Origin of the sequence: Streptomyces sp. NPDC020898 (genome assembly GCF_044333925.1) — a bacterium.
Classification (GTDB): Bacteria; Actinomycetota; Actinomycetes; order Streptomycetales; family Streptomycetaceae; genus Streptomyces.
On the sequence record NZ_JBIRRV010000003.1, the window covers coordinates 414,727 to 432,518 of the forward strand.

Here is a 17,792-nt window from a genome sequence, read left to right on the forward strand (position 1 = left end):
TCATGCAGCACCGCAATCTGGGCTCTCAGGGCCTGAGCGTCTCGGCACTGGGCCTCGGCGTGATGGGGATGTCCATGGCCTACGGGGCCTCGAACGACCAGGAGGGCATCGCGACCATCCGTCGCGCCCGCGAACTGGGGATCGACTTCTTCGACACGGCCGAGCTGTACGGCGCCGGCACGGGCAGCAACGAGATCCTGCTCGGCAAGGCGGTCAAGGACTTCCGCGACGAGGTGGTCCTCGCCACCAAGTTCGGCTTCGACCTGGCCGCCGACCCGATCGGCTCCGGCGTCGACAGCCGTCCGGAGAACATCCGCGAGGTCGCCGAGAACAGCCTCCGCTACCTCGGAACCGACCGCATCGACCTCTTCTACCAGCACATCTCCGACCCGGATGTGCCCGCCGAGGAGGTCGCGGGCGTCGTCGGCGACCTGATCACCGAGGGCAAGGTGAAGTACTTCGGCCTGAGCAACGTCGGCCCGCAGTACATCCGCCGCGCCCACGCCGTCACCCCGGTCTCCGTGCTCCAGTACGAGTACTCGCTCTTCGAGCGGGAGGTGGAGGAGAAGACGCTGCCCGTCCTGCGGGAACTCGGCATCGGCCTGGTGCCCTACTCGCCGCTCGGCCGCGGCTTCCTGACCGGCGTCGTCAAGCCCGCGAGCGAATACCCCGCGGACGACATGCGCAGCTGGGACGAGCGCTGGCAGGGCGAGAACTACACCTACAACCTGGGCGCCACCGACCAGCTGAAGGAACTGGCCGAGGCCAAGGACATCACCTCCGCCCAACTCGCGCTGGCCTGGCTGCTCGCCCAGGGCGACGACGTCGTCCCCATCCCCGGCACACGCAGCGCCAGGCGCCTCGCCGAGAACGCAGGAGCCGCCGACGTCCAGCTCGACGACGCCGACCTGGTCCGTATCACGGAGATCCTTCCCCACGGCTCGGCCGGCAGCCGCTACCCCGCCGCGATGCTGGCCGGGTTCTCCACCGACTGAGCTTGACGTTCAAGGTCCGGCGTCGAACGCGGCTCGAAAGCCGTGGTCGTGGGTCTGGGGTGTCAGGGCGTCCTGCGGGATGCGTTCGCGGAAGTGCCGTGCCTGCGGACGGAGTTGTACTCGTGCCCGACCGCTCGGGCCGATGCACTGTTCGAGTTGTGCGACGCGTTGTTGTGCACGGACGGGCCGGTGTGGACGCCGGTGGACCTGGCGCTCGCGCCGGAACACCGCCGAGACCACGGGGCTCTCTGTGGCGGCCTCAACCAGGGACGGATCGACTTCGCCCGGCTGCGTCGTGCGCTGGCCTCGGTCCCGTTACCCAGGGCTGCAGACGGTCGAATCGTGCTGGCTGTGGACGTCTCCCCATGGCTCCGGCCGGGCGCCAACACCTGCCCTGACCGGTCCTTCTGCCACCCCTTTGACCGGGGTGAGGGCAAGCACCAGATGGTGCCGGGCCGGCCGTACTCGATCGTGGCCGCGCTGGAGACAGGCCCACACCCCTGACGGCAGCGCTGGACGCGGTCCGCTGGAGCCCGGCGCTGATGTCGCCGCGGTAACCACGGTCCAGCTCCGCGAGCTGGTCGCGCCGCTCGTCGCCGTCGGCCAGTGGAAGCCGGGCGATCCGGAGGTCCTGGTCGTGCTGGACCCCGGATACGACGCACCCCGCGTCGCCTACTTGTTCAGCGCTCTGCCCGTCGAGATCCTCGGCCGGCTCCGCTCAGACCGTGTCATGCGACGGCCGAGACCGCCGCGGGTCTACGACCCGAAGGGCGGCACCCCCAAGCACGGCGGAGAGTTCATCTTTGGCGACCGAGCCACCTTGGGCACCGAGCAGGCCGTGACGTGCGGCCTGGCTCAACCATCGAAGGCACCGTCATCCGGCTGGTCGTGGAGAAGCTGCCCAGCGGTGGGCTGAACAAGCCAGTCTGGCTGTGGTGGTCGGGCACCGGCGCCACCACGAACGACGTGGACCGCCGCTGGCAGTCCTTTCTCCGCCGCTTCGACCTGGGGCACACGTCCCGTCTGTTCAAGCAGACACCCGGTGGACGAAACCACAGCTTCGCAGTCCGGAGGCGGCCGACCGGTAGACATGGCTGGTGATCGCCGCCGATGCCCAGCTCCGGCTCGCCCGTCCACCTCCGTACGAAGACCGGCTCCCCAGCCGGTGCACCCAAACCGACGCGTCTCGGTCTCGTCCGTCCCGCCACATGAGGGGGACGAAGCCTCGGCGAACGGCATAGAGCAGCAGCGCATGGCTTCTCCTCGCAGAATGAGCCACATGGCCGTAGACAAGGACACAGCGTTCACACTGCCGCGAGGCGCCACGGGCTTCTTCCAGCCCGAGGGCGGGCTGCTACCGGAAACCGACCAGCGGACGTTCCGGGCAGCGCTGTATGCAGCCGCCCGGGCGGCCAAAGGCCAGGTGGGCGAGATAGAGGAACAGGGGTATCCCCGTACGTTTCACACCGCGACGGTCATCGAGGGCACAGGTGAGTGCGTCATCCTGTGTCACGCCTACCATCCCTGGGTCGCATTCGCTCAGGAACGCCGGGACTGGTACACCGAGGAGTTCCTCGCACCGCCGCCGTGGGCCCATGCCTTTGCCGATCTGGGGTTTGTCGTGCTTGAACTAGCGCAGCTCACTCTGCCGCTCTCGGACATCGACACCTCGGTCCTCACCCGGGGCGAGTGGAGCGAAGTTCGCTTCTACGGCATCACCACATTGGGCGGAGTGCTCTTCAACGCATGGGACTGACGTCCAAGCAAGACCGACGCTGGACGATGGATGTCAAGCTCAGCGGGCTGTCGACATGTCAGTTCCCGTCAGTATCCTGGGAGTTACTCCCGGTGATGTGCCCGGTGCACGTCGGCCGGACAGGGGCTGGACTCGGAGGCTGAGCGGACGTGCGTGTTCCTTCCCCGCAGTGGCCGGGCGACGAGCTGGTGCCGCAGTACCAGGGCCCGGAGGCCGCATCGGCCTACCGGCTGGTGTACGCCTTCACCGACCACGGCGTCGTCCGGGTCTGTGCTACCCCGACGCTTCGCCGGGCCGAACTTTGAACGACCAGCAGCGCCCGGGTACCGAGGCACGCGTCGATCTGGCGCTGCTGGCCCTGCGCCGGGCTCGTGAGGACGCCCGGCGGGGGCGCTTCACCGAGCGGGCCCCCGCCGCCCGCCGCCGGCGTGCGCGGGGACGGACCCCGCCTGTCCTCCTCGCGCGAGTCCTGTTTGACCTGTTCGCCGTGTCCGAGGCCTCGCCGCTGCCGGCCTGGCATTCGGTCGCCGGCCCTCTGGCCGAGCATGTGGTCCCCACCGCCTTCGACTCCGAGACCGGGACGCTCACGCTGGCGGGGACCTCGGTGGCCTGGCTGACCAACGCCCGGCTCCTGGCTGGGCGCCTGATGCAGGGGCTCAATGACGCGCTCGGTGCGGGCACGGTGCGCCATATCCGTCTGGTGAGGAGGGCCCCGTCCACGATTCTTCCGCTGCCCACGATGCCGGACGGCCCACGCGCATCACAGCCGGAGCCGACAACTGGGCCGTCCGACCCCGCCATCGAGGCGGCCCTGAACCGTCAGGCACGGCAACTCCCGCGCGAAGCAGTTCAGTTCACCCTTCCGGAGTGAGCGAGCCGAAACCGTGATCATGCGGGCCGGGCCGCGGCTACGCTGACCTGATGCCGCGAACTGCGGCCAGCGGGACCTGGGGAAAGGACATGGGGGAGGGGGAACCGGGGTGACCAGCGACGACAACGACGCGGCACTGCACCATCCGCACGATCTTGAAGCGGAGAAGGGGGTGCTGAGGGCGATGCTGCTGTCCAACGACGCGATCGCCGACATCGTCGACACCCTCCACGGGCACGACTTCTACCGGCCCGCCCACGAACTGATCTATACGACGATCCTTGACCTGTACGGGCGAGGCGAGACCACCGACCCGCTCGCCGTAGCCGCCCAGCTCACCCAGCAGGGCAATCTGGACAACGTCGGCGGCTCCGTCTACATCACTGCCCTCGTCAACGGGCCTTCCTCTGCCCGAAGCTGGCAGATCAACGCCGACCGCGTACAGAACACGGCCATGCTGCGCCGCACCAAGATCGCCGCGATCCACATCGAAAACCTGGCCTCCGACGCCGACCCGGACGCCGTTGCCCGCATTGCCGACCAGGCACAGGCGGAGATCTTCGCCGCCACCACCCGGCGCCCCCTGCTCCCGCCGGCCAGCCCGCTCAGCGACGTCATGGAGAACACCCTCGACTGGATCGAGGCGACCGGCGGCCGCAACGCCACTCTGCCTGGTGTGCCCACCGGCTTCACCGACCTGGACTCCCTCACCGGCGGACTCCACCCTGGCCAACTCATCGTCATCGCCGCCCGCCCCGCCATGGGCAAGTCCACCCTCGCCCTCGACATCGTCCGCTGCGCCAGCATCAAACACGCCCTGCCCAGCGCCGTGTTCTCCCTCGAAGCCGACCGCAACGAGATCGGCATGCGCCTGCTGTCCGCCGAAGCCCGCGTCGCACTGCACCACATGCGTTCCGGCACCATGACCGACGAGGACTGGACCCGCCTCGCCCGACGGATGCCCGACGTCAGCGCCGCTCCGATCTACATCCAGGACGGTGCCTACTCCAACGTCCACGACCTGCGCGCCCACTGCCGCTACCTGCAGGCCCGGGCAGGCGTACAGCTCATCGTCGTCGACCCCGTTCACCTGCTCACCTACGGCACCAGACCGCTCGGCTCCCGCTACGAGGAGATCTCCGAGATCGCCCGCTGCCTGAAACTCCTGGCCAAGGAGCTCCGCTTGCCGATCGTCGCGATCTCCACCCTCAACCGCAGTCCCGAGCAGCGCACCGACAAGAAGCCGATGATCAATGACCTTCGGGACTCCGGCGCCATCGAGGACAACGCCGACGTGGTGATCCTCCTGCACCGTGAGGACGCCTACGAGAAGGACTCGCCCCGAGCCGGCGAGGCCGACTTCATCGTCGCCAAGCATCGCCACGGGCCCACCGCCACCATCACGGTCGCCTTCCAGGGCCACTACTCCCGCTTCGTCGACATGGCTCAGACATAGCCCTGACCTCTATAGGTTCGCATTTCAGGCGTCCTCTTCTCCCTGAGGCGGGCCGAGTACGCGGTGCAGGCCCGGCTCGATGTCCGGGGCGCTGATCGAGCCGTAACCGAAGACGAGGCCCGGGCGCGCGGAGCGGTTCGCGGCGACCTCCGCCAGGGTGTAGACCGCCACGCCGGATGCCCGGGCCCGGACAGCCCGGTTCGCGAGGGCGTCGGGCTCGGCGAGATGGCCTCGGGTGAATGTGGTCACGTGCAGGCCCGCGGCGGACGGCACCAGCTCGGCCAGGTCCGCGAACTGGTCGGTGAGCGCGTGGGTGATGGCTTGATGCCGGGCCGCGTACATGTGCTGCATCCGGCGGATGTGCCGGGCGAGCAACCCGTCGTCGACGAAGCGGGCGAGCGCCGCCTGCGTGGGGACCGCTGTGTGCCAGTCGACGGTGTACTTGGCGGTGCGCAGCGCTGTGCGCAGCGGGGCGGGCGCCACCAGGAAGCCGACGCGCAGGGAGGGCAGCATCACCTTGGAGAACGACCCCACGTAGATGACGTGTCCGTCCCGGTCCAGACTCTGCAGCGTCTCGACCGGCCGCCCGCCGAACCGGAATTCGCTGTCGTAGTCGTCCTCGATCACGGCCGCACCGTGCTGCCGCGCCCATCGCAGCAGTGCCGTTCTGCGCCGCAGGGACATCGGCATGCCGAGCGGGAACTGGTGGGCGGCGGTGACGTACACGGCGCGGGTGTCCGGCGGGATGGCGTCCACCAGCAGGCCCTCGGCGTCCACCGGGATGCCCGTGACCTCGGCGCCCTGCGCCAGGAACGCCAGCCGGGCCGGTGGGTAGCCCGGCTCTTCGACGGCCACCCGGTCGCCCGGTTCGAGCAGCACCCGCCCGATGAGGTCCAGGGCCTGCTGCGTGCCGGTGGTCACCAGCACGTCGTCCGGGCCGGTCCGCACACCGCGGGAGAGTCCGATGTGCCGGGCGAGTGCGGCCCGCAGCCCGGCGTGGCCGGCCGGATCGCCGTATCCGACCGCCCCGGCCGCCGAGAGGCGTAGTTCCCGGGCGATCAGGGGACGCCAGGCGTCGTACGGGAAGAGCCGGGCGTCCGGCAGACCGACCCGGAAGTCGTGGGCCGCCGTGGTCGGTCCCGTGGTCTCCGGAGATGCCCAGGGGGACAGGTCCGCCCACAGGGCGCGCGGGCGCAGTCCCGGGCCGGTGGTGTCGGTGGCGGGCGCGGCCTCGCGCGTGGGCAGGCCCGTCGTACCCACATAGGTTCCGGAGCCGACCCTGCTGTCCGCGTAGCCCTCGGCGACGAGCCGTTCGTAGGCGACGCCGACGGTGTTGCGGGCCACCGCCAGGCGGCGGGCCAACTCCCGGGTCGGGGGCAGCGGATCGCCGGGCCGTAGCAGCCCGTTGTGGATCGAGGCGCGCAGCTGGCGGTAGATCTGGCCGGACAGGTCGCGCTGCCCGTCGAGCCTGACGTGCACGTCCATCCCGGCCTTCCGCTTTCGGCTCGGCTGTTGTCGGCTTTCAGCCCGGCAATTGGCTCAATCACTTGGCAGCTTATTGGCTCTGGAGCTGAACCACTGGGGACTTTACGCTCCGGCCATGGACCTACGACGACTGGATCGCCAGGCGCTGTTGCTGACCGGGGAGGTGGTCTCCCGGGTGAAGACCGACCACTTGAGGATGGCGACGCCGTGCGCGGACTGGACCCTGTACGGTCTGCTTCGCCATCTGGTCAGCCAGAACGAGGGGTTCGCCGCCTCCGCCCGCGGCGCGGGTGAGCCGTGGGCCGTATGGCGCGACGGCGACCTCGGAGACGACCCGGTAAGAGCGTATGAGGCGTCAGTCGGCAAGGTCACCGCGGCGTTCGCGGAAGACGACGTGCTGGAGCGGCGGTTCGCGCTACCGGAGGTGGGCGAGGGCTTCGCTGTCCCCGGACGGACAGCGATCGGCTTTCACCTGCTCGACTACGTGGCGCACGCCTGGGACGTCGCGGTGACGATCGGCGCCCCGTGGGAGCCCGCCGCAGAACTCACCACCGCCGCGCTGCGCGTCGCCGCCCTGGTCCCGGACGAGGGCCGCGGGGCCGGTGCCGCGTTCCGCCGGCAGATCGCCGTTCCCGACGAAGCCCCGCAGGGCGACCGGTTGCTCGCCCTGCTCGGCCGCGACCCGTCCTGGACGCCGGGGCCATGCTGAGGAGCCGCTGGTGCCAGGGCCCGGCCGGGGACTTCCTTGGCGACCGCGCCGCGGCGAACGGCGTCGACAGCGGCATGCACGGTCGCCGCAGCGGCCCGCTGATCGTCAGCGTCACCGACTTCACCAGCGACGCATACCTAGACTTGCCCGGCATCGCGCGTCGCGGCTTCGCGCTGCGGCGCCACTGGCCGCATCTCGACGGCGCGGTCGGAATGTGGCTGTGGGCCGCGCCGGTGGCCCGGCGCTGCGGATCGGTCTCGGTGTGGACCGGACGGCGAGCCCTGGCGGAGTTCGTACGCCTGCCGGAGCATGTCGCGATCATGGACGAATACCGTGAGCGAGGCACGATCAGGTCGGTGATCCGGGAGTACGAGAGCTTCGACGCGCCGCGGATCCGGCGCGACGCGGAGGCATGGCTGATGCCGGACGATCGCCGCCGTGCCGCGCGGGGGGCGCCACGGCAGGGCGGCTGACACCGGCCCACGAGTGGGACAGAACCAAGGCCCAAGGTCAGGGCACCGATAGAGGCCAGAAGAAACGAGAACCTACCTCCTCCGCTGGGCGGTTGGAGCCCGATGTCCGACACTCCCGTGTACCGATCGCCGTCGGCGGAACTCGCCCAGAAGCTCTCCGCCCGCACCGAGTACTGCGCCCTGGCACACGGGTTCGTCCGCTACTTGTCGACCAGTGACATGTGATGTTCGTTGTAGCGGTCTCCCTGTACCCCCACTCGACCGGCAAGTTGGTTGAGGTCCGACAGTTCGTCTGCGGAAAGGGGCAGTTGGGTGGCACCGACGTTCTCCTCGATGCGCGCGATGCGCCGCGTTCCGGGAATCGGCACGATCCACGGATGCTGGGCGAGCAGCCAGGCGATCGCGACCTGTCCCGGTGTGGCGTCCTTGGTCTGCGCGAGCGTGGCGATGTGGTCGACGAGGGCCTGGTTGGCCGCTCGGTTCTCGGCCGTGAACCGTGGAATGGTTGTCCGGACGTCGCCGGTGGCGAACGACGTCGAAGCGTCCACAGCTCCGGTCAGGAAGCCCTTGCCGAGTGGGCTGAAGGGCACGAATCCGATGCCGAGTGCCGCGCACGTCGGCAGGACCTGTGACTCGGGATCCCGGGTCCACAGCGAGTACTCGCTCTGCACTGCCGTGACCGGGTGGACCGAGTGAGCGCGGCGGATGGTCTCCGCACCGGCCTCCGACAGTCCGAAGCAGCGGACCTTGCCCTCCTGTACGAGTTCGGCGACCGTGCCGGCGACGTCTTCGATCGGTACCTGTGGATCAACTCGGTGCTGGTAGAACAGGTCGATCGTCTCCACCCCGAGCCGTTCGAGGGAGGCCGTGGCGACGGCACGGATCTGCTCGGGCCGGCTGTCGAGTCCGACTGACGCACCGTTTTCGATGCGGAATCCGAACTTGGTGGCGATCACCACTTGGTCACGTACCGGAGTGAGGGCCTCTCCGACGAGTTCCTCGTTGACGTAGGGGCCGTACACCTCTGCGGTGTCGAAGAACGTGACCCCGCGGTCAACGGCCCCACGGAGCACGGCGATCATGTCGCTTCGATCGCCGGGATTGGGGCCGTAGCTCTGGGACATACCCATGGCGCCGAGGCCGATGGCGGAGACCGACAGGTCTTGCCCGAGCGTTCGGGTGTGCATCTTTTCTCCATCCGGTGTCGTTCGTGATGCTCGAAATCGGATCGAGCGTGCCGTCGACCCTCGGCCCTTGGTCGGCCGGAACCCTGACCGGACAAGCCCGAGGATCGGTGGAGTACTCGGTCCCGTGTGGACTGCCGAAGCCGGCAGCCAGACCTACAGGGCGTTTCTCTGACTGCTGGGATCGAGGTGGCACCGGGAGGGCTGGACGGCGCCGACTGACCCGTTCACCGCGCTGTTCCCGGGAACAGGCGTTTGGCGTTGGCCGTTGTGAGGGAACGCCACGTGGTCCCCTCTACCGGTGACTCGGCCGCGTCGATCGCCGCGATGTGGGCGTCGGCCAGCGGGGGAGGTGTCCAGCAGTAGTCGCTGCCGAACAGCACGCGCTCCGGATCGACGAGCTGCAGCAGCGCGGGGACCTGGCGTGGGAAGGCTGTGCCCGCCATGTCGTAGTACAGGCCCTGTAGTTGCTGCACGGCGTCTAGGGAGGGTGACTTCTCCGAAGGCAGGAACAGCCTCATGAACTCGTTGATGCGGTCGGCCAGGACGGGAACCGCGCCACCGCAGTGCGGAACGATCACCTGCATGTTCGGATGATGCGTCAGGACGCCCGCCATCACCAGGTCCGTGACGGCACGGGCCGTGTCGAGGATGAACTCGACCATCGGCCGCGGTCTGCCGAGTGCTGACCGTTCCCAGCACACCGGGGAGGTGGGGTGCAGGAAGACCACGGCCCGGCGGCGGTCGAGTTCCGCGAAGACCCGGTCGAGGCGCTGGTCGCCCAGGTACACACCGTGCGTGTGCGTCAGCAAGGCCACGCCGTCGGCGTCGAGTTCGTCGAAGGCGAAGGCGATCTCCTCCAACGAGCCGTCCACGTCCGGCAGGGGAAGCGACACGAAATTGCCGAAGCGGCCGGGATGGTCACGGGTCAGCTCGGCGGTGTACTCGTTGACGCGCCGGGCGAGGAGACGCGCCGCCTTGTCGTCGCCGAAGTGCACGCCGGGGGAGGACAGGGAGAGCATCGCGGTCTCGATGCCGTTGCGGTCCATCAGGTCCAGGTGGGTTTGCACGGACCACGTGGGCCAGCCGCCCATGCCGTCGGGGTGGGCATGGCCCGCCGGTGTCGCCTCCTGGACGTAGAAGTCGGGCAGGAGGTGGGCATGGACGTCGATGAGGCCGGAGGACATGGCAGGGGGATCCCTTCTGTCGGGTCTTGTGCGGAGGCAGGGTGCCGGGGCCCGGCTCACTCCACCGGCTCGCGTCCGGCCAGCCGCACCTCTTCGCTGTCCAGGGCGGCTTGAAGCCGACGCAGCACGGTGTCGTCGATCTCTCGCTCGTCGCGCAGGCGGACGACGGTTGCGCGCTTGTGCGCGATCAGGGCGAGGCGGAGGTCGGTGTAGTGGCGGTTGTGGAGCAGAGCGGGATCGTCGTCGGTGCCCGCGCCTCTGGCCCGTACGGTCGCCAGGTGGGCCTCGTACTCCTGGCGCAGCCACTCCATGACCTTCGGGGTGGTGCCCAGTTCGGAGGCGAGTCGCGGCAGCGCTGTGAGGGCGTCCTCGGTCGCCGTGGTCTCGGCGAGGACGTGCTCCTCGTCGACGGAGGTGTCGCGCGGCAGCCGGGCCCAGCGCACCACGCCCGGCAGCAGCAGTCCCTGCACCACGAGGGTCACCACGATGACGCCGGAGGTGACGAAGACGATGAAGTCGCGGTCGGGGAAGGGCTCACCCGAGTCGAGGGCCTCCGGTACGGAGAGCGCCACGGCGAGCGACACCGCTCCACGGAAGCCTGCGAAACCGCTCACGACGCGGGCCCGGTGACTGATTCTTCGCATCCGCTGCTCGGGACGCCGGTCGATCACGCGGATCAGGTAGGCGGAGGAGAACAGGAACGCGCACCGGACCGCGACCAGCACCACGCTGACCACCCCGATCGCGATCAGGGCATCGCTGAGGTCGGATCGGCTCAAGTGGCGGAACGCGTACTGGAGTTCCACTCCGACCAGGACGAACAGCGCGCCGTTGATGATGAACGTGACCAGGGGCCAGAAGGCCAATGCCTGGCGGCGGTGCTCGGCACGGATGAGGCTCGGTGCCACCTGGGCCATGATCAACCCGCTCACGACGACCGCGAGGACCCCGGAGGCGTGGATCAGTTCGGCGAGCAGATACGCCGTGAACGGGGCCAGGATCATGACGAGATTGCCGAGCAGGGGATCGTCCAGGCGGCGTCGCAGGTTCATGTTGATCCAGGCGACCAGCACGCCCACAGCGGCCCCGCCGCCGTACGCCAGGAGGAACAGCGCTCCGACGTGCGGCAGGGTGAGGTGTTCCTCGCCGACGGTGATACCGACCGCCAGGCCGAAGATGACCAGGGCGGTGCCGTCGTTGACGAGGCTTTCCGCGCGTAGCACGGTGATCTGACGGCGCGGCAGGGAGCCGGCCAGAGCGCCGACCGCTGTGGCATCGGTGGGAGCCACGGCCGCGCCCAGCGCCCACGCCGGTCCCCAGGCCAGTCCGAGCGCGTGCCCTGCGACGGCCACGATCCCTGCGGTGAGGATCACCAGAACCGTGCTGAGCAGGACGATGCCGCGCAGGTTCGTACGGATCTCCCGCATGGACGTGGTCAGGCTCTCCCAGTACAACAGCACCGGAAGGAAGAGCAACAACACCACTTCGGGAGGGAGTTGGGTCTGGCGGACGGCCGGGACGAGGCCGAGAAGCACGCCCACGACGAGCAGTACGACGGGCGGTGCGACGCGGAAGCGCTGCCCGAGGACGTTGCCCAGCAGCACCGCCGCACCCAGGGCGACGACGAGTTCGAGACCGAGCATGGCGCTTACTCCTGTGCGGGACCGGATGTCGGTGGGGGCGCAGCGGCTTCCCAGGGATCGTCACGTTCATCGGGGGACCAGCCGCAGTGTTGCCGACGCCGCTGGTTGGTGCCGGCGCCCACCGCCGCCAGGAATTCAGGTCACGGACGTAGCAGCGTCTTGATGGCGCGGCGCTCGTCCATGGCCTTGTAGCCTTCGGCGGCCTCGTCCAGTGGCAGGGTGAGGTCGAAGACCTTGCCCGGGTTGATACGGCCGTTGAAGACGCGGTCGATCAGGTCGGGAAGGTAGGCGCGCACGGGGGCGGGGCCGCCGCGCAGGCCGACGTGGGAGAAGAAGAGCTGCAGGCCGTCGATCTGCACGTCGTGCGGCATACCGACGAAGCCGACGTTGCCACCCGGGCGGGTGGACTGCAGGGCCTGCTGCATCGACTCGGCGGTTCCGACGCACTCCAGGACGGAGTCCGCGCCGACGCCGTTCGTCAGTTCCTTGACACGGGCGATGCCTTCCTCGCCGCGCTCGGTGACGATGTCGGTGGCGCCGAACTCGAGGGCCAGCTTCTGCCGGGACTCGTGGCGGCTCATGGCGATGATGCGCTCGGCGCCCAGCTCCTTCGCGGCGATGACGCCGGACAGGCCGACCGCGCCGTCTCCGACGACCACGGCTGTCGAACCGGGCCTGACCTCGGCCGCCTTGGCGGCGTACCAGCCGGTGCCCATGACGTCGGACAGGGCCAGCAGGTCCGGGATCAGTTCCTCGGCCGGCTGCTCCGGGGTGGCGACCAGGGTGCCGTCGGCGAGGGGGACACGGACGTACTCGGCCTGGCAGCCGGTGACCCACTGCGCGTGCCGGCAGGAGGTGTGGTAGCCGGCCTGGCAGATCGGGCAGGTGTTGTCGGAGGCGACGAAGGAGCCGATGACGAACTGGCCCGGCTTGACGCTCGATACGTCGCTGCCGACCTCCTCGACGATGCCGACGTACTCGTGGCCGATCGGCTGCGGCTCGGTGACCGGCAGGACACCTCGGTAGCTCCACAGATCGGAGCCGCACACGCAGGCGGCGACGGTGCGGATGACCGCGTCCGTCGGTGCCGTGATCTTCGGTTCCGGGGCGTTCTCCACCCGGATGTCCCCGGGGCCGTGAATGATGGTTGCTCGCATGATGCTTCCCAGGTCTTGTCGGGTGCGTGGTGTGTCGGGGGCGGATACGGCTCGGCGGTGCTCAGCCGGACTGTTCGGCCTTGTCCACGATCTCCTTGAGCTGGGTCATCGCGGTCATGGCGTTGGGCCATCCGGCGTAGAAGGCCAGATGCGTGAGGGCCTCGATCAGCTCGTCCTTGGTCACACCGTTCTCCAGCGCCTTGCCGAGGTGGAAGCTGAGCTGGTCGCCCCGGTACAGGGCGGCGAGAGCGGTGACGGTGACCAGACTGCGGTCGCGCGGGGACAGACCCGGCCGCTCCCAGATGTCGCCGAACAGGACCGTGTCGGTCACCTCCGCGAGTTTGGGGGCGAATTCCTGGATCGCGGGCGGCGCGAACTTCTTCCGTTCGGACATGGGGGGTGCTCCTAGCGTGCGTTCAAGGTTCGGGCCCTGGCTTCGGTCGGGGGCCGCCCGAGGGCCGCACTTCCTTCTCGTCTCCTCCGCCTGACGCATGAAATACCGAATATCGCTGACGTTGGGAAACAATGACGGACCCGAGGCCGGCCGCGGCATCGACCCTGTCACCGTCGTGCGAACCCGCAAAGGGGAGAATTTCGTCCTGGGAATTGCTTGTCCAGGGTAGGAATCCTTACCCCCCCTCGTGAACACCGAGCAGTGCGAGACTGACCGTCATGACCAGCGACGCGCATCTGAACAAGCTGGGAGAATTCCTCAAAGCGCGGAGGGCTGAACTGAGCCCGCGCACCGTCGGCCTGCCCGACACCGGTGGCCCCCGGCGGGTGCCCGGCCTGCGCCGGGAGGAGGTCGCCCTGCTCGCCGCCATCAGCACCGACCACTACACACGGCTGGAGCAGGGCCGCATCCAGCCGACCGCCCCGGTGCTGGCGGCTCTCGCGCAGATCCTGCATCTGGGCAACGACCAGCGCGACCACCTGTTCGAGCTGGTGGGCCGACAGACGGCGCGACCCCGCCGCCAGGCCGCGCAGAGGGTGCAGCCACAGTTGCGCCGCCTGCTCGACGACCTCGTCGGGACACCCGGCGTGGTGATGGGCCGCCGTATGGACATCCTGGCGTGGAATCCGCTGGCCGCCGCCCTGCTCACCGATTTCGCGACGGTGCCGGAGAAGAGGCGGAACCACGTCCGTATCCTCTTCACCGACCCCTCCATGAGGACGTTGTACGCGGACTGGCGGACCGTCGCCCGTGCGTGCGTGTCCCATCTGCGCATGCTGGCCGCCAGGTACCCGGACGACCCGCGCCTGACCAGTCTGGTAGGCGAACTCTCCGTGCGGGACAAGGACTTCGGGCAGTGGTGGGGAAGCCATCACGTGCCGTCCCGCACCATCGGCGCGAAGAGGTTCCACCACCCCGTCGCCGGCGAACTCACCCTCGACTGCTCCACCCTGACCTGCGGCACGGATCCGGATCAGGAACTCGTCGTCTGGACGGCGGAGCCCGGCACGCCGTCGTACGACGGACTGCGCACCCTCGCCTCAGGGGCCGCCCGTCGGCTCGGCGGGTCCGCAGCCGGCCGGGTCGCCTGACCGACTGGCATTCATGGCCTCGCCCAGGGAAAAGCAGCTCAGGAAAAAGCAAGGATATTGTCCCGAGCCTGGGAGGAAACTCTCCCCCTTACTTTTCGGTTCAGCGCTGCGACACTAGCTGCTATGTACAGCAAAGCGCGATCGCCTGAACTGGGAGAATTCCTCAAGGCGTGCCGGGCGCAACTCGGTCCGCGCACCGTGGGTCTGCCCGAGTCCGCGGCGCCCCGGCGGGTGCCGGGGTTGCGCCGGGAGGAGGTCGCCCAGCTCGCGGGTATCAGCACCGCCTGCTACACGCGGTGGGAGCAGGGGCGTGCGTCCGTGCCGACGTCGGTGCTCGCCACGCTTGTCCGTGTCCTGCGTCTCGACGATGACCAGCGTGACCACCTGTTCGAGCTGGCGGCGAGAGACGAGTACGCGCCGCGCCGCCGACCGGCGCAGAAGGTCCAGCCGCACCTCAGACGTCTCCTGGACGAACTGACCACGACCCCCGCACTCGTGCTGGGTCGTCACATGGACATCCTGGCCTGGAACGCTCTGGCAGCCGCTCTGCTCACCGACTTCGAGCGGGTACCGGAAAAGAAACTCAACTACATCCGGCTGATCTTCACCGACCCCGGCTTCCGGGAGCTCTACCTCGACTGGAGGACGATCGCCCGGAGCTGCGTCGCCCAACTATGGGCAGAGGCCGCCAAGTGCCCTGGAGACCCCGAGTTGACCGCACTCGTCGGCGAGCTGTCGGTGGCCGACGCCGACTTCCGGCAGTGGTGGGCAGGCCGCCAGGGGCCCGGCCTGAGGGTCGGCACGAAGAGGCTGCGCCACCCGGTCGCCGGCGACCTCGTTCTCGACTGGGACAGCCTGACCTCAACAGCCGACCCTGCTCAGCAATTGGTGGTCATGACTCCTGAGCCCGGGACCCCGTCCCATGACGGACTGCGCTTCCTCGCGTCGTGGACTGCCGCCCCGTACCAGCGGGTGCGGGATGCGACAGCTTGACCGGAACGAGGCAGGCGGTTCGCGTCATCGTGCACCCGGTGGGAGGGCGTGCAGGTACCGCACCAGGCTCGTTGGTTCACGAGGTGGGTGCCTCCTCGGCGTCGTAGCCGTAGATCCAGCCGTTGCCCACCAGCGGATCCGATCCGGCGAGTGCGGCGTCGCGAGCCTGCTGCTCGGGCCCGTCGGGCAGATGGTTGATCTCCCTGCGGGCGTGACTGATCTCCTGCAGGCGCGCGGTGCGTTCGATCCGCGCCGCCTCGTACTGCTTCAGCGCCTGCTCGGGGTCGTTCGCATACGCGGCCAGGCAGCGAGCCAGAACCGCGGCGTCCTCGATGGACTGGGCCGCGCCCTGGGCGAAGAAGGGGAACATGGGATGCGCGGCGTCACCGAGCAGGGTGATCCTGCCCCGGCTCCAGCGACGTAGGGGCGCCCGGTCCAGCATCGCCCAGCGCCCGGGTACACCGCCGGCGGTGATCAGGTCCGTCACCCGCGGGTCCCAGTGGGCGAACTCGGCATGGAACTCCTCGATCGTGGCCGTCGTACTCCAGGACTCGTCGGTGTGATCCCCGGCCGGGGCGAGGGCGACGACATTGACGGCCTGTCCACCGGCGACCGGATAGTGCACGAAGTGCCGTCCGGGCCCGAGCCAGAGGGTCTGGGCATGGCGCAGCGCGAAGTCGGGTGCGGCTTGGGCCGGCACGATCGTGCGGAAGGCGCAGATACCGGAATACGTCGGCGGGGAGGGCTCGGTCACCGCGCTGCGGACGACGGAGTGCACTCCGTCGGCGCCGATGACGATGTCCGCCTCGGACTGGTTGCCATCGGCGAAGCGGAGCAGCACGACGTCCTTGCGTGCGTCGACCGCCGTGCAGCGCGCGCCGAGGCGGACCCACTCATCGGGCACAGCCGCCCTGAGCGAGTCCAGCAGGTCGGCCCGGTGCACGGCATAGGTGCGCTCGCCGTAGAGCCGCTCGCAGACATCGGTCAGCTTCTCGACCGAGAGCACCCTCCCGTCCGTCCAGCGGCGGAATTCCCAACCCCAGTCCAGCGGTACGGCCCGGTGGAGGAACCGGTCCATGACGTCGAGGCGCCGCAGCAGCCGTACGGCGTTGGGAGCCATCACGAGCCCGGCGCCGACCTCGGTGAGTGCGGGCGCCTGTTCGTAGACGGTGACCGTGAACCCGGCGCGGCGCAGGAAGGCACCGGCGGCCAGACCACCGATGCCACCCCCGATGACGGCAATGCGCGGACCCGGCATGGTGGCAGGCACTGATGGACTCCTCTGGCTCATCGAGGGCAGTCGAGGGCCGACGAACCGGCCACCGCAGATCCTGACCGGCACCCTGCGCCGCCGGAACGGCTGTGTTCATTGAATGGACAGCCCTTTCGAAGTCGCGGCTAAGCTGCGGCGGCACGACGAGCGGTGCCGCACAGCGAGGAGCTGGTATGTATGCCCCGGACCAGCGAGCCCGGCAGGACGGTGGGCTCCCGCCTGCTGGAAGTACTGTTCGCGTTCCAGCCGGGGCACAGTGCGCTCAGCCTCGCCGACCTGGTGCGTAAGACGGGCATGCCGCATGCCACCGTGCGGAGACTGGCCGTGGAACTCACCGGCTTCGGCGCGCTGGATCGTCGGCCGGACGGCAGATTCACGGTGGGACTGCGTCTGTGGCAACTCGGGACCCTGGCCCCGCTCACCGAATCACTGCGCACGCTGGCCCAGCCGTTCCTCGAGGATCTCTTCACAGCACTCCACCAGCACGTTCAACTGGCGGTCCTGGAAGGCCAGGAAGCAGTGATCATCGAGAGACTCTCAGCGCCGGAGGCACCCGAACTCGTCTCCCAGGTCGGTGGGCGGCTTCCACTGCACTGCACGGGGGTGGGCAAGGTGCTGCTCAGCCACGGCGGTCCGGAACTGATCGAGACCGTGCTGTCGGGCGAGCTCCGGACATACTCGTCGCGAAGCATTGTGGCACCGGAGGTGCTGCGCAAGGAGATCGGCGACTGCCGTCGCACGGGGACCGCCACGGTGCGAGGAGAACTGACCCCCGGTGCCGATTCGGTGGCGACGCGCATCGTGAACGCCGAAGGCCGGGTCGTAGCGGCGCTGTCCGTGGTCGTGCGCACTGACTCGGTGAAGCACCAGGCGGTGCTTCCGTCGGTGATCGCGAGCGGTCTCGGCATCTCCCGCCTCCTCGGCTGGCGCCCTGGCGTCAAGGTCCGCAACAGCTGATCACCTGCTCGTTGTTCCATGGATGGACAGCGGCGTTGTGCGGGCCGGACGGCCTTCGGATACGCGCCTGCCGCCGCGAGCCAGTCACGGGAGGTCCGGTGACGCCGG

Annotated in this window: 18 protein-coding genes and 1 pseudogene; 12 read left to right on the top strand and 7 right to left on the bottom strand. The window is 69.1% G+C overall.

Features of this window, described 5'->3' with window-relative positions; all coding sequences use genetic code 11:
- Positions 1 to 2: 2 nt before the first annotated feature.
- The 6 genes and pseudogenes from ACH4TV_RS13025 to dnaB all read left to right on the top strand — a co-directional run.
- On the top strand, positions 3 to 995 hold the full coding sequence (locus tag ACH4TV_RS13025) for an aldo/keto reductase (RefSeq protein WP_398397269.1): 993 nt from the start codon (positions 3 to 5) through the stop codon (positions 993 to 995).
- Positions 996 to 1,088: 93 nt separating this feature from the next.
- Positions 1,089 to 1,499, top strand: a complete 411-nt coding sequence (locus ACH4TV_RS13030; RefSeq protein WP_398397787.1) for a transposase — start codon at positions 1,089 to 1,091, stop codon at positions 1,497 to 1,499.
- 775 nt (positions 1,500 to 2,274) lie between these two features.
- Complete coding sequence (locus ACH4TV_RS13035; RefSeq protein WP_398397271.1) at positions 2,275 to 2,751, top strand: hypothetical protein; 477 nt, start codon at positions 2,275 to 2,277, stop codon at positions 2,749 to 2,751.
- A gap of 149 nt (positions 2,752 to 2,900) precedes the next feature.
- On the top strand, positions 2,901 to 3,056 hold the full coding sequence (locus tag ACH4TV_RS13040; protein ID WP_398397273.1) for a hypothetical protein: 156 nt from the start codon (positions 2,901 to 2,903) through the stop codon (positions 3,054 to 3,056).
- Positions 3,053 to 3,622 (top strand): DciA family protein, encoded by a 570-nt coding sequence (locus ACH4TV_RS13045; RefSeq protein ID WP_398397275.1) that lies wholly within the window; start codon positions 3,053 to 3,055, stop codon positions 3,620 to 3,622. The genes ACH4TV_RS13040 and ACH4TV_RS13045 overlap by 4 nt, the downstream gene beginning before the upstream one ends.
- 145 nt (positions 3,623 to 3,767) lie before the next feature.
- Positions 3,768 to 5,078 (top strand): annotated as a pseudogene (gene dnaB / locus ACH4TV_RS13050) (replicative DNA helicase); the annotation flags it as partial.
- Positions 5,079 to 5,102: 24 nt separating this feature from the next.
- Here the strand turns inward: dnaB and ACH4TV_RS13055 are convergent.
- Positions 5,103 to 6,563: a PLP-dependent aminotransferase family protein gene (locus ACH4TV_RS13055; protein ID WP_398397278.1), complete on the bottom strand. Its 1,461-nt coding sequence runs from the start codon at positions 6,561 to 6,563 to the stop codon at positions 5,103 to 5,105.
- A 115-nt stretch (positions 6,564 to 6,678) separates the two neighbouring features.
- On the opposite strand from ACH4TV_RS13055, the gene ACH4TV_RS13060 reads away from it, so the two are divergent.
- The 3 genes from ACH4TV_RS13060 (at position 6,679) to ACH4TV_RS13070 (ending at position 7,970) form a co-directional block, all read left to right on the top strand.
- On the top strand, positions 6,679 to 7,272 hold the full coding sequence (locus ACH4TV_RS13060) for a TIGR03086 family metal-binding protein (RefSeq protein ID WP_398397280.1): 594 nt from the start codon (positions 6,679 to 6,681) through the stop codon (positions 7,270 to 7,272).
- Positions 7,266 to 7,745 (top strand): hypothetical protein, encoded by a 480-nt coding sequence (locus ACH4TV_RS13065; RefSeq protein ID WP_398397282.1) that lies wholly within the window; start codon positions 7,266 to 7,268, stop codon positions 7,743 to 7,745. Before ACH4TV_RS13060 ends, ACH4TV_RS13065 begins: the two co-directional genes overlap by 7 nt.
- 102 nt (positions 7,746 to 7,847) lie before the next feature.
- On the top strand, positions 7,848 to 7,970 hold the full coding sequence (locus tag ACH4TV_RS13070; protein ID WP_398397283.1) for a hypothetical protein: 123 nt from the start codon (positions 7,848 to 7,850) through the stop codon (positions 7,968 to 7,970).
- On the opposite strand, the gene ACH4TV_RS13075 is transcribed toward ACH4TV_RS13070, so the two are convergent.
- The 5 genes from ACH4TV_RS13075 to ACH4TV_RS13095 all read right to left on the bottom strand — a co-directional run bounded on the left by ACH4TV_RS13075 (position 7,946) and on the right by ACH4TV_RS13095 (position 13,310).
- The gene (locus ACH4TV_RS13075; protein ID WP_398397285.1) at positions 7,946 to 8,932 is read right to left on the bottom strand and encodes an aldo/keto reductase; all 987 of its coding nucleotides are present in this window, start codon (positions 8,930 to 8,932) and stop codon (positions 7,946 to 7,948) included. The two genes, ACH4TV_RS13070 and ACH4TV_RS13075, sit on opposite strands and share 25 nt — an antisense overlap.
- A 224-nt stretch (positions 8,933 to 9,156) precedes the next feature.
- The gene (locus tag ACH4TV_RS13080) at positions 9,157 to 10,116 is read right to left on the bottom strand and encodes an amidohydrolase family protein (protein ID WP_398397288.1); all 960 of its coding nucleotides are present in this window, start codon (positions 10,114 to 10,116) and stop codon (positions 9,157 to 9,159) included.
- A 56-nt stretch (positions 10,117 to 10,172) separates the two neighbouring features.
- Entirely contained in the window at positions 10,173 to 11,759 is a 1,587-nt protein-coding gene (locus ACH4TV_RS13085) for a Na+/H+ antiporter (RefSeq protein WP_398397290.1), read from the bottom strand.
- Positions 11,760 to 11,899: 140 nt separating this feature from the next.
- Positions 11,900 to 12,916 (bottom strand): zinc-dependent alcohol dehydrogenase family protein, encoded by a 1,017-nt coding sequence (locus tag ACH4TV_RS13090; RefSeq protein WP_398397292.1) that lies wholly within the window; start codon positions 12,914 to 12,916, stop codon positions 11,900 to 11,902.
- 61 nt (positions 12,917 to 12,977) lie between these two features.
- Positions 12,978 to 13,310 carry a carboxymuconolactone decarboxylase family protein gene (locus ACH4TV_RS13095; protein ID WP_398397294.1) on the bottom strand — a complete coding sequence of 111 codons (333 nt, stop codon included), beginning with the start codon at positions 13,308 to 13,310 and terminating at the stop codon, positions 12,978 to 12,980.
- Between the two features lie 278 nt (positions 13,311 to 13,588).
- Here ACH4TV_RS13095 and ACH4TV_RS13100 point away from each other — a divergent pair, with 278 nt between their 5' ends.
- Positions 13,589 to 14,461: a helix-turn-helix domain-containing protein gene (locus ACH4TV_RS13100; protein ID WP_398397297.1), complete on the top strand. Its 873-nt coding sequence runs from the start codon at positions 13,589 to 13,591 to the stop codon at positions 14,459 to 14,461.
- A 123-nt stretch (positions 14,462 to 14,584) separates the two neighbouring features.
- Complete coding sequence (locus tag ACH4TV_RS13105) at positions 14,585 to 15,454, top strand: helix-turn-helix transcriptional regulator (RefSeq protein ID WP_398397299.1); 870 nt, start codon at positions 14,585 to 14,587, stop codon at positions 15,452 to 15,454.
- Positions 15,455 to 15,530: 76 nt separating this feature from the next.
- Here the strand turns inward: ACH4TV_RS13105 and ACH4TV_RS13110 are convergent, their stop codons facing one another.
- Positions 15,531 to 16,724 carry an FAD-dependent monooxygenase gene (locus ACH4TV_RS13110; RefSeq protein WP_398397301.1) on the bottom strand — a complete coding sequence of 398 codons (1,194 nt, stop codon included), beginning with the start codon at positions 16,722 to 16,724 and terminating at the stop codon, positions 15,531 to 15,533.
- Between the two features lie 180 nt (positions 16,725 to 16,904).
- Here ACH4TV_RS13110 and ACH4TV_RS13115 point away from each other — a divergent pair, with 180 nt between their 5' ends.
- Entirely contained in the window at positions 16,905 to 17,684 is a 780-nt protein-coding gene (locus ACH4TV_RS13115; RefSeq protein WP_398397303.1) for an IclR family transcriptional regulator, read from the top strand.
- Positions 17,685 to 17,792 lie beyond the last annotated feature (108 nt).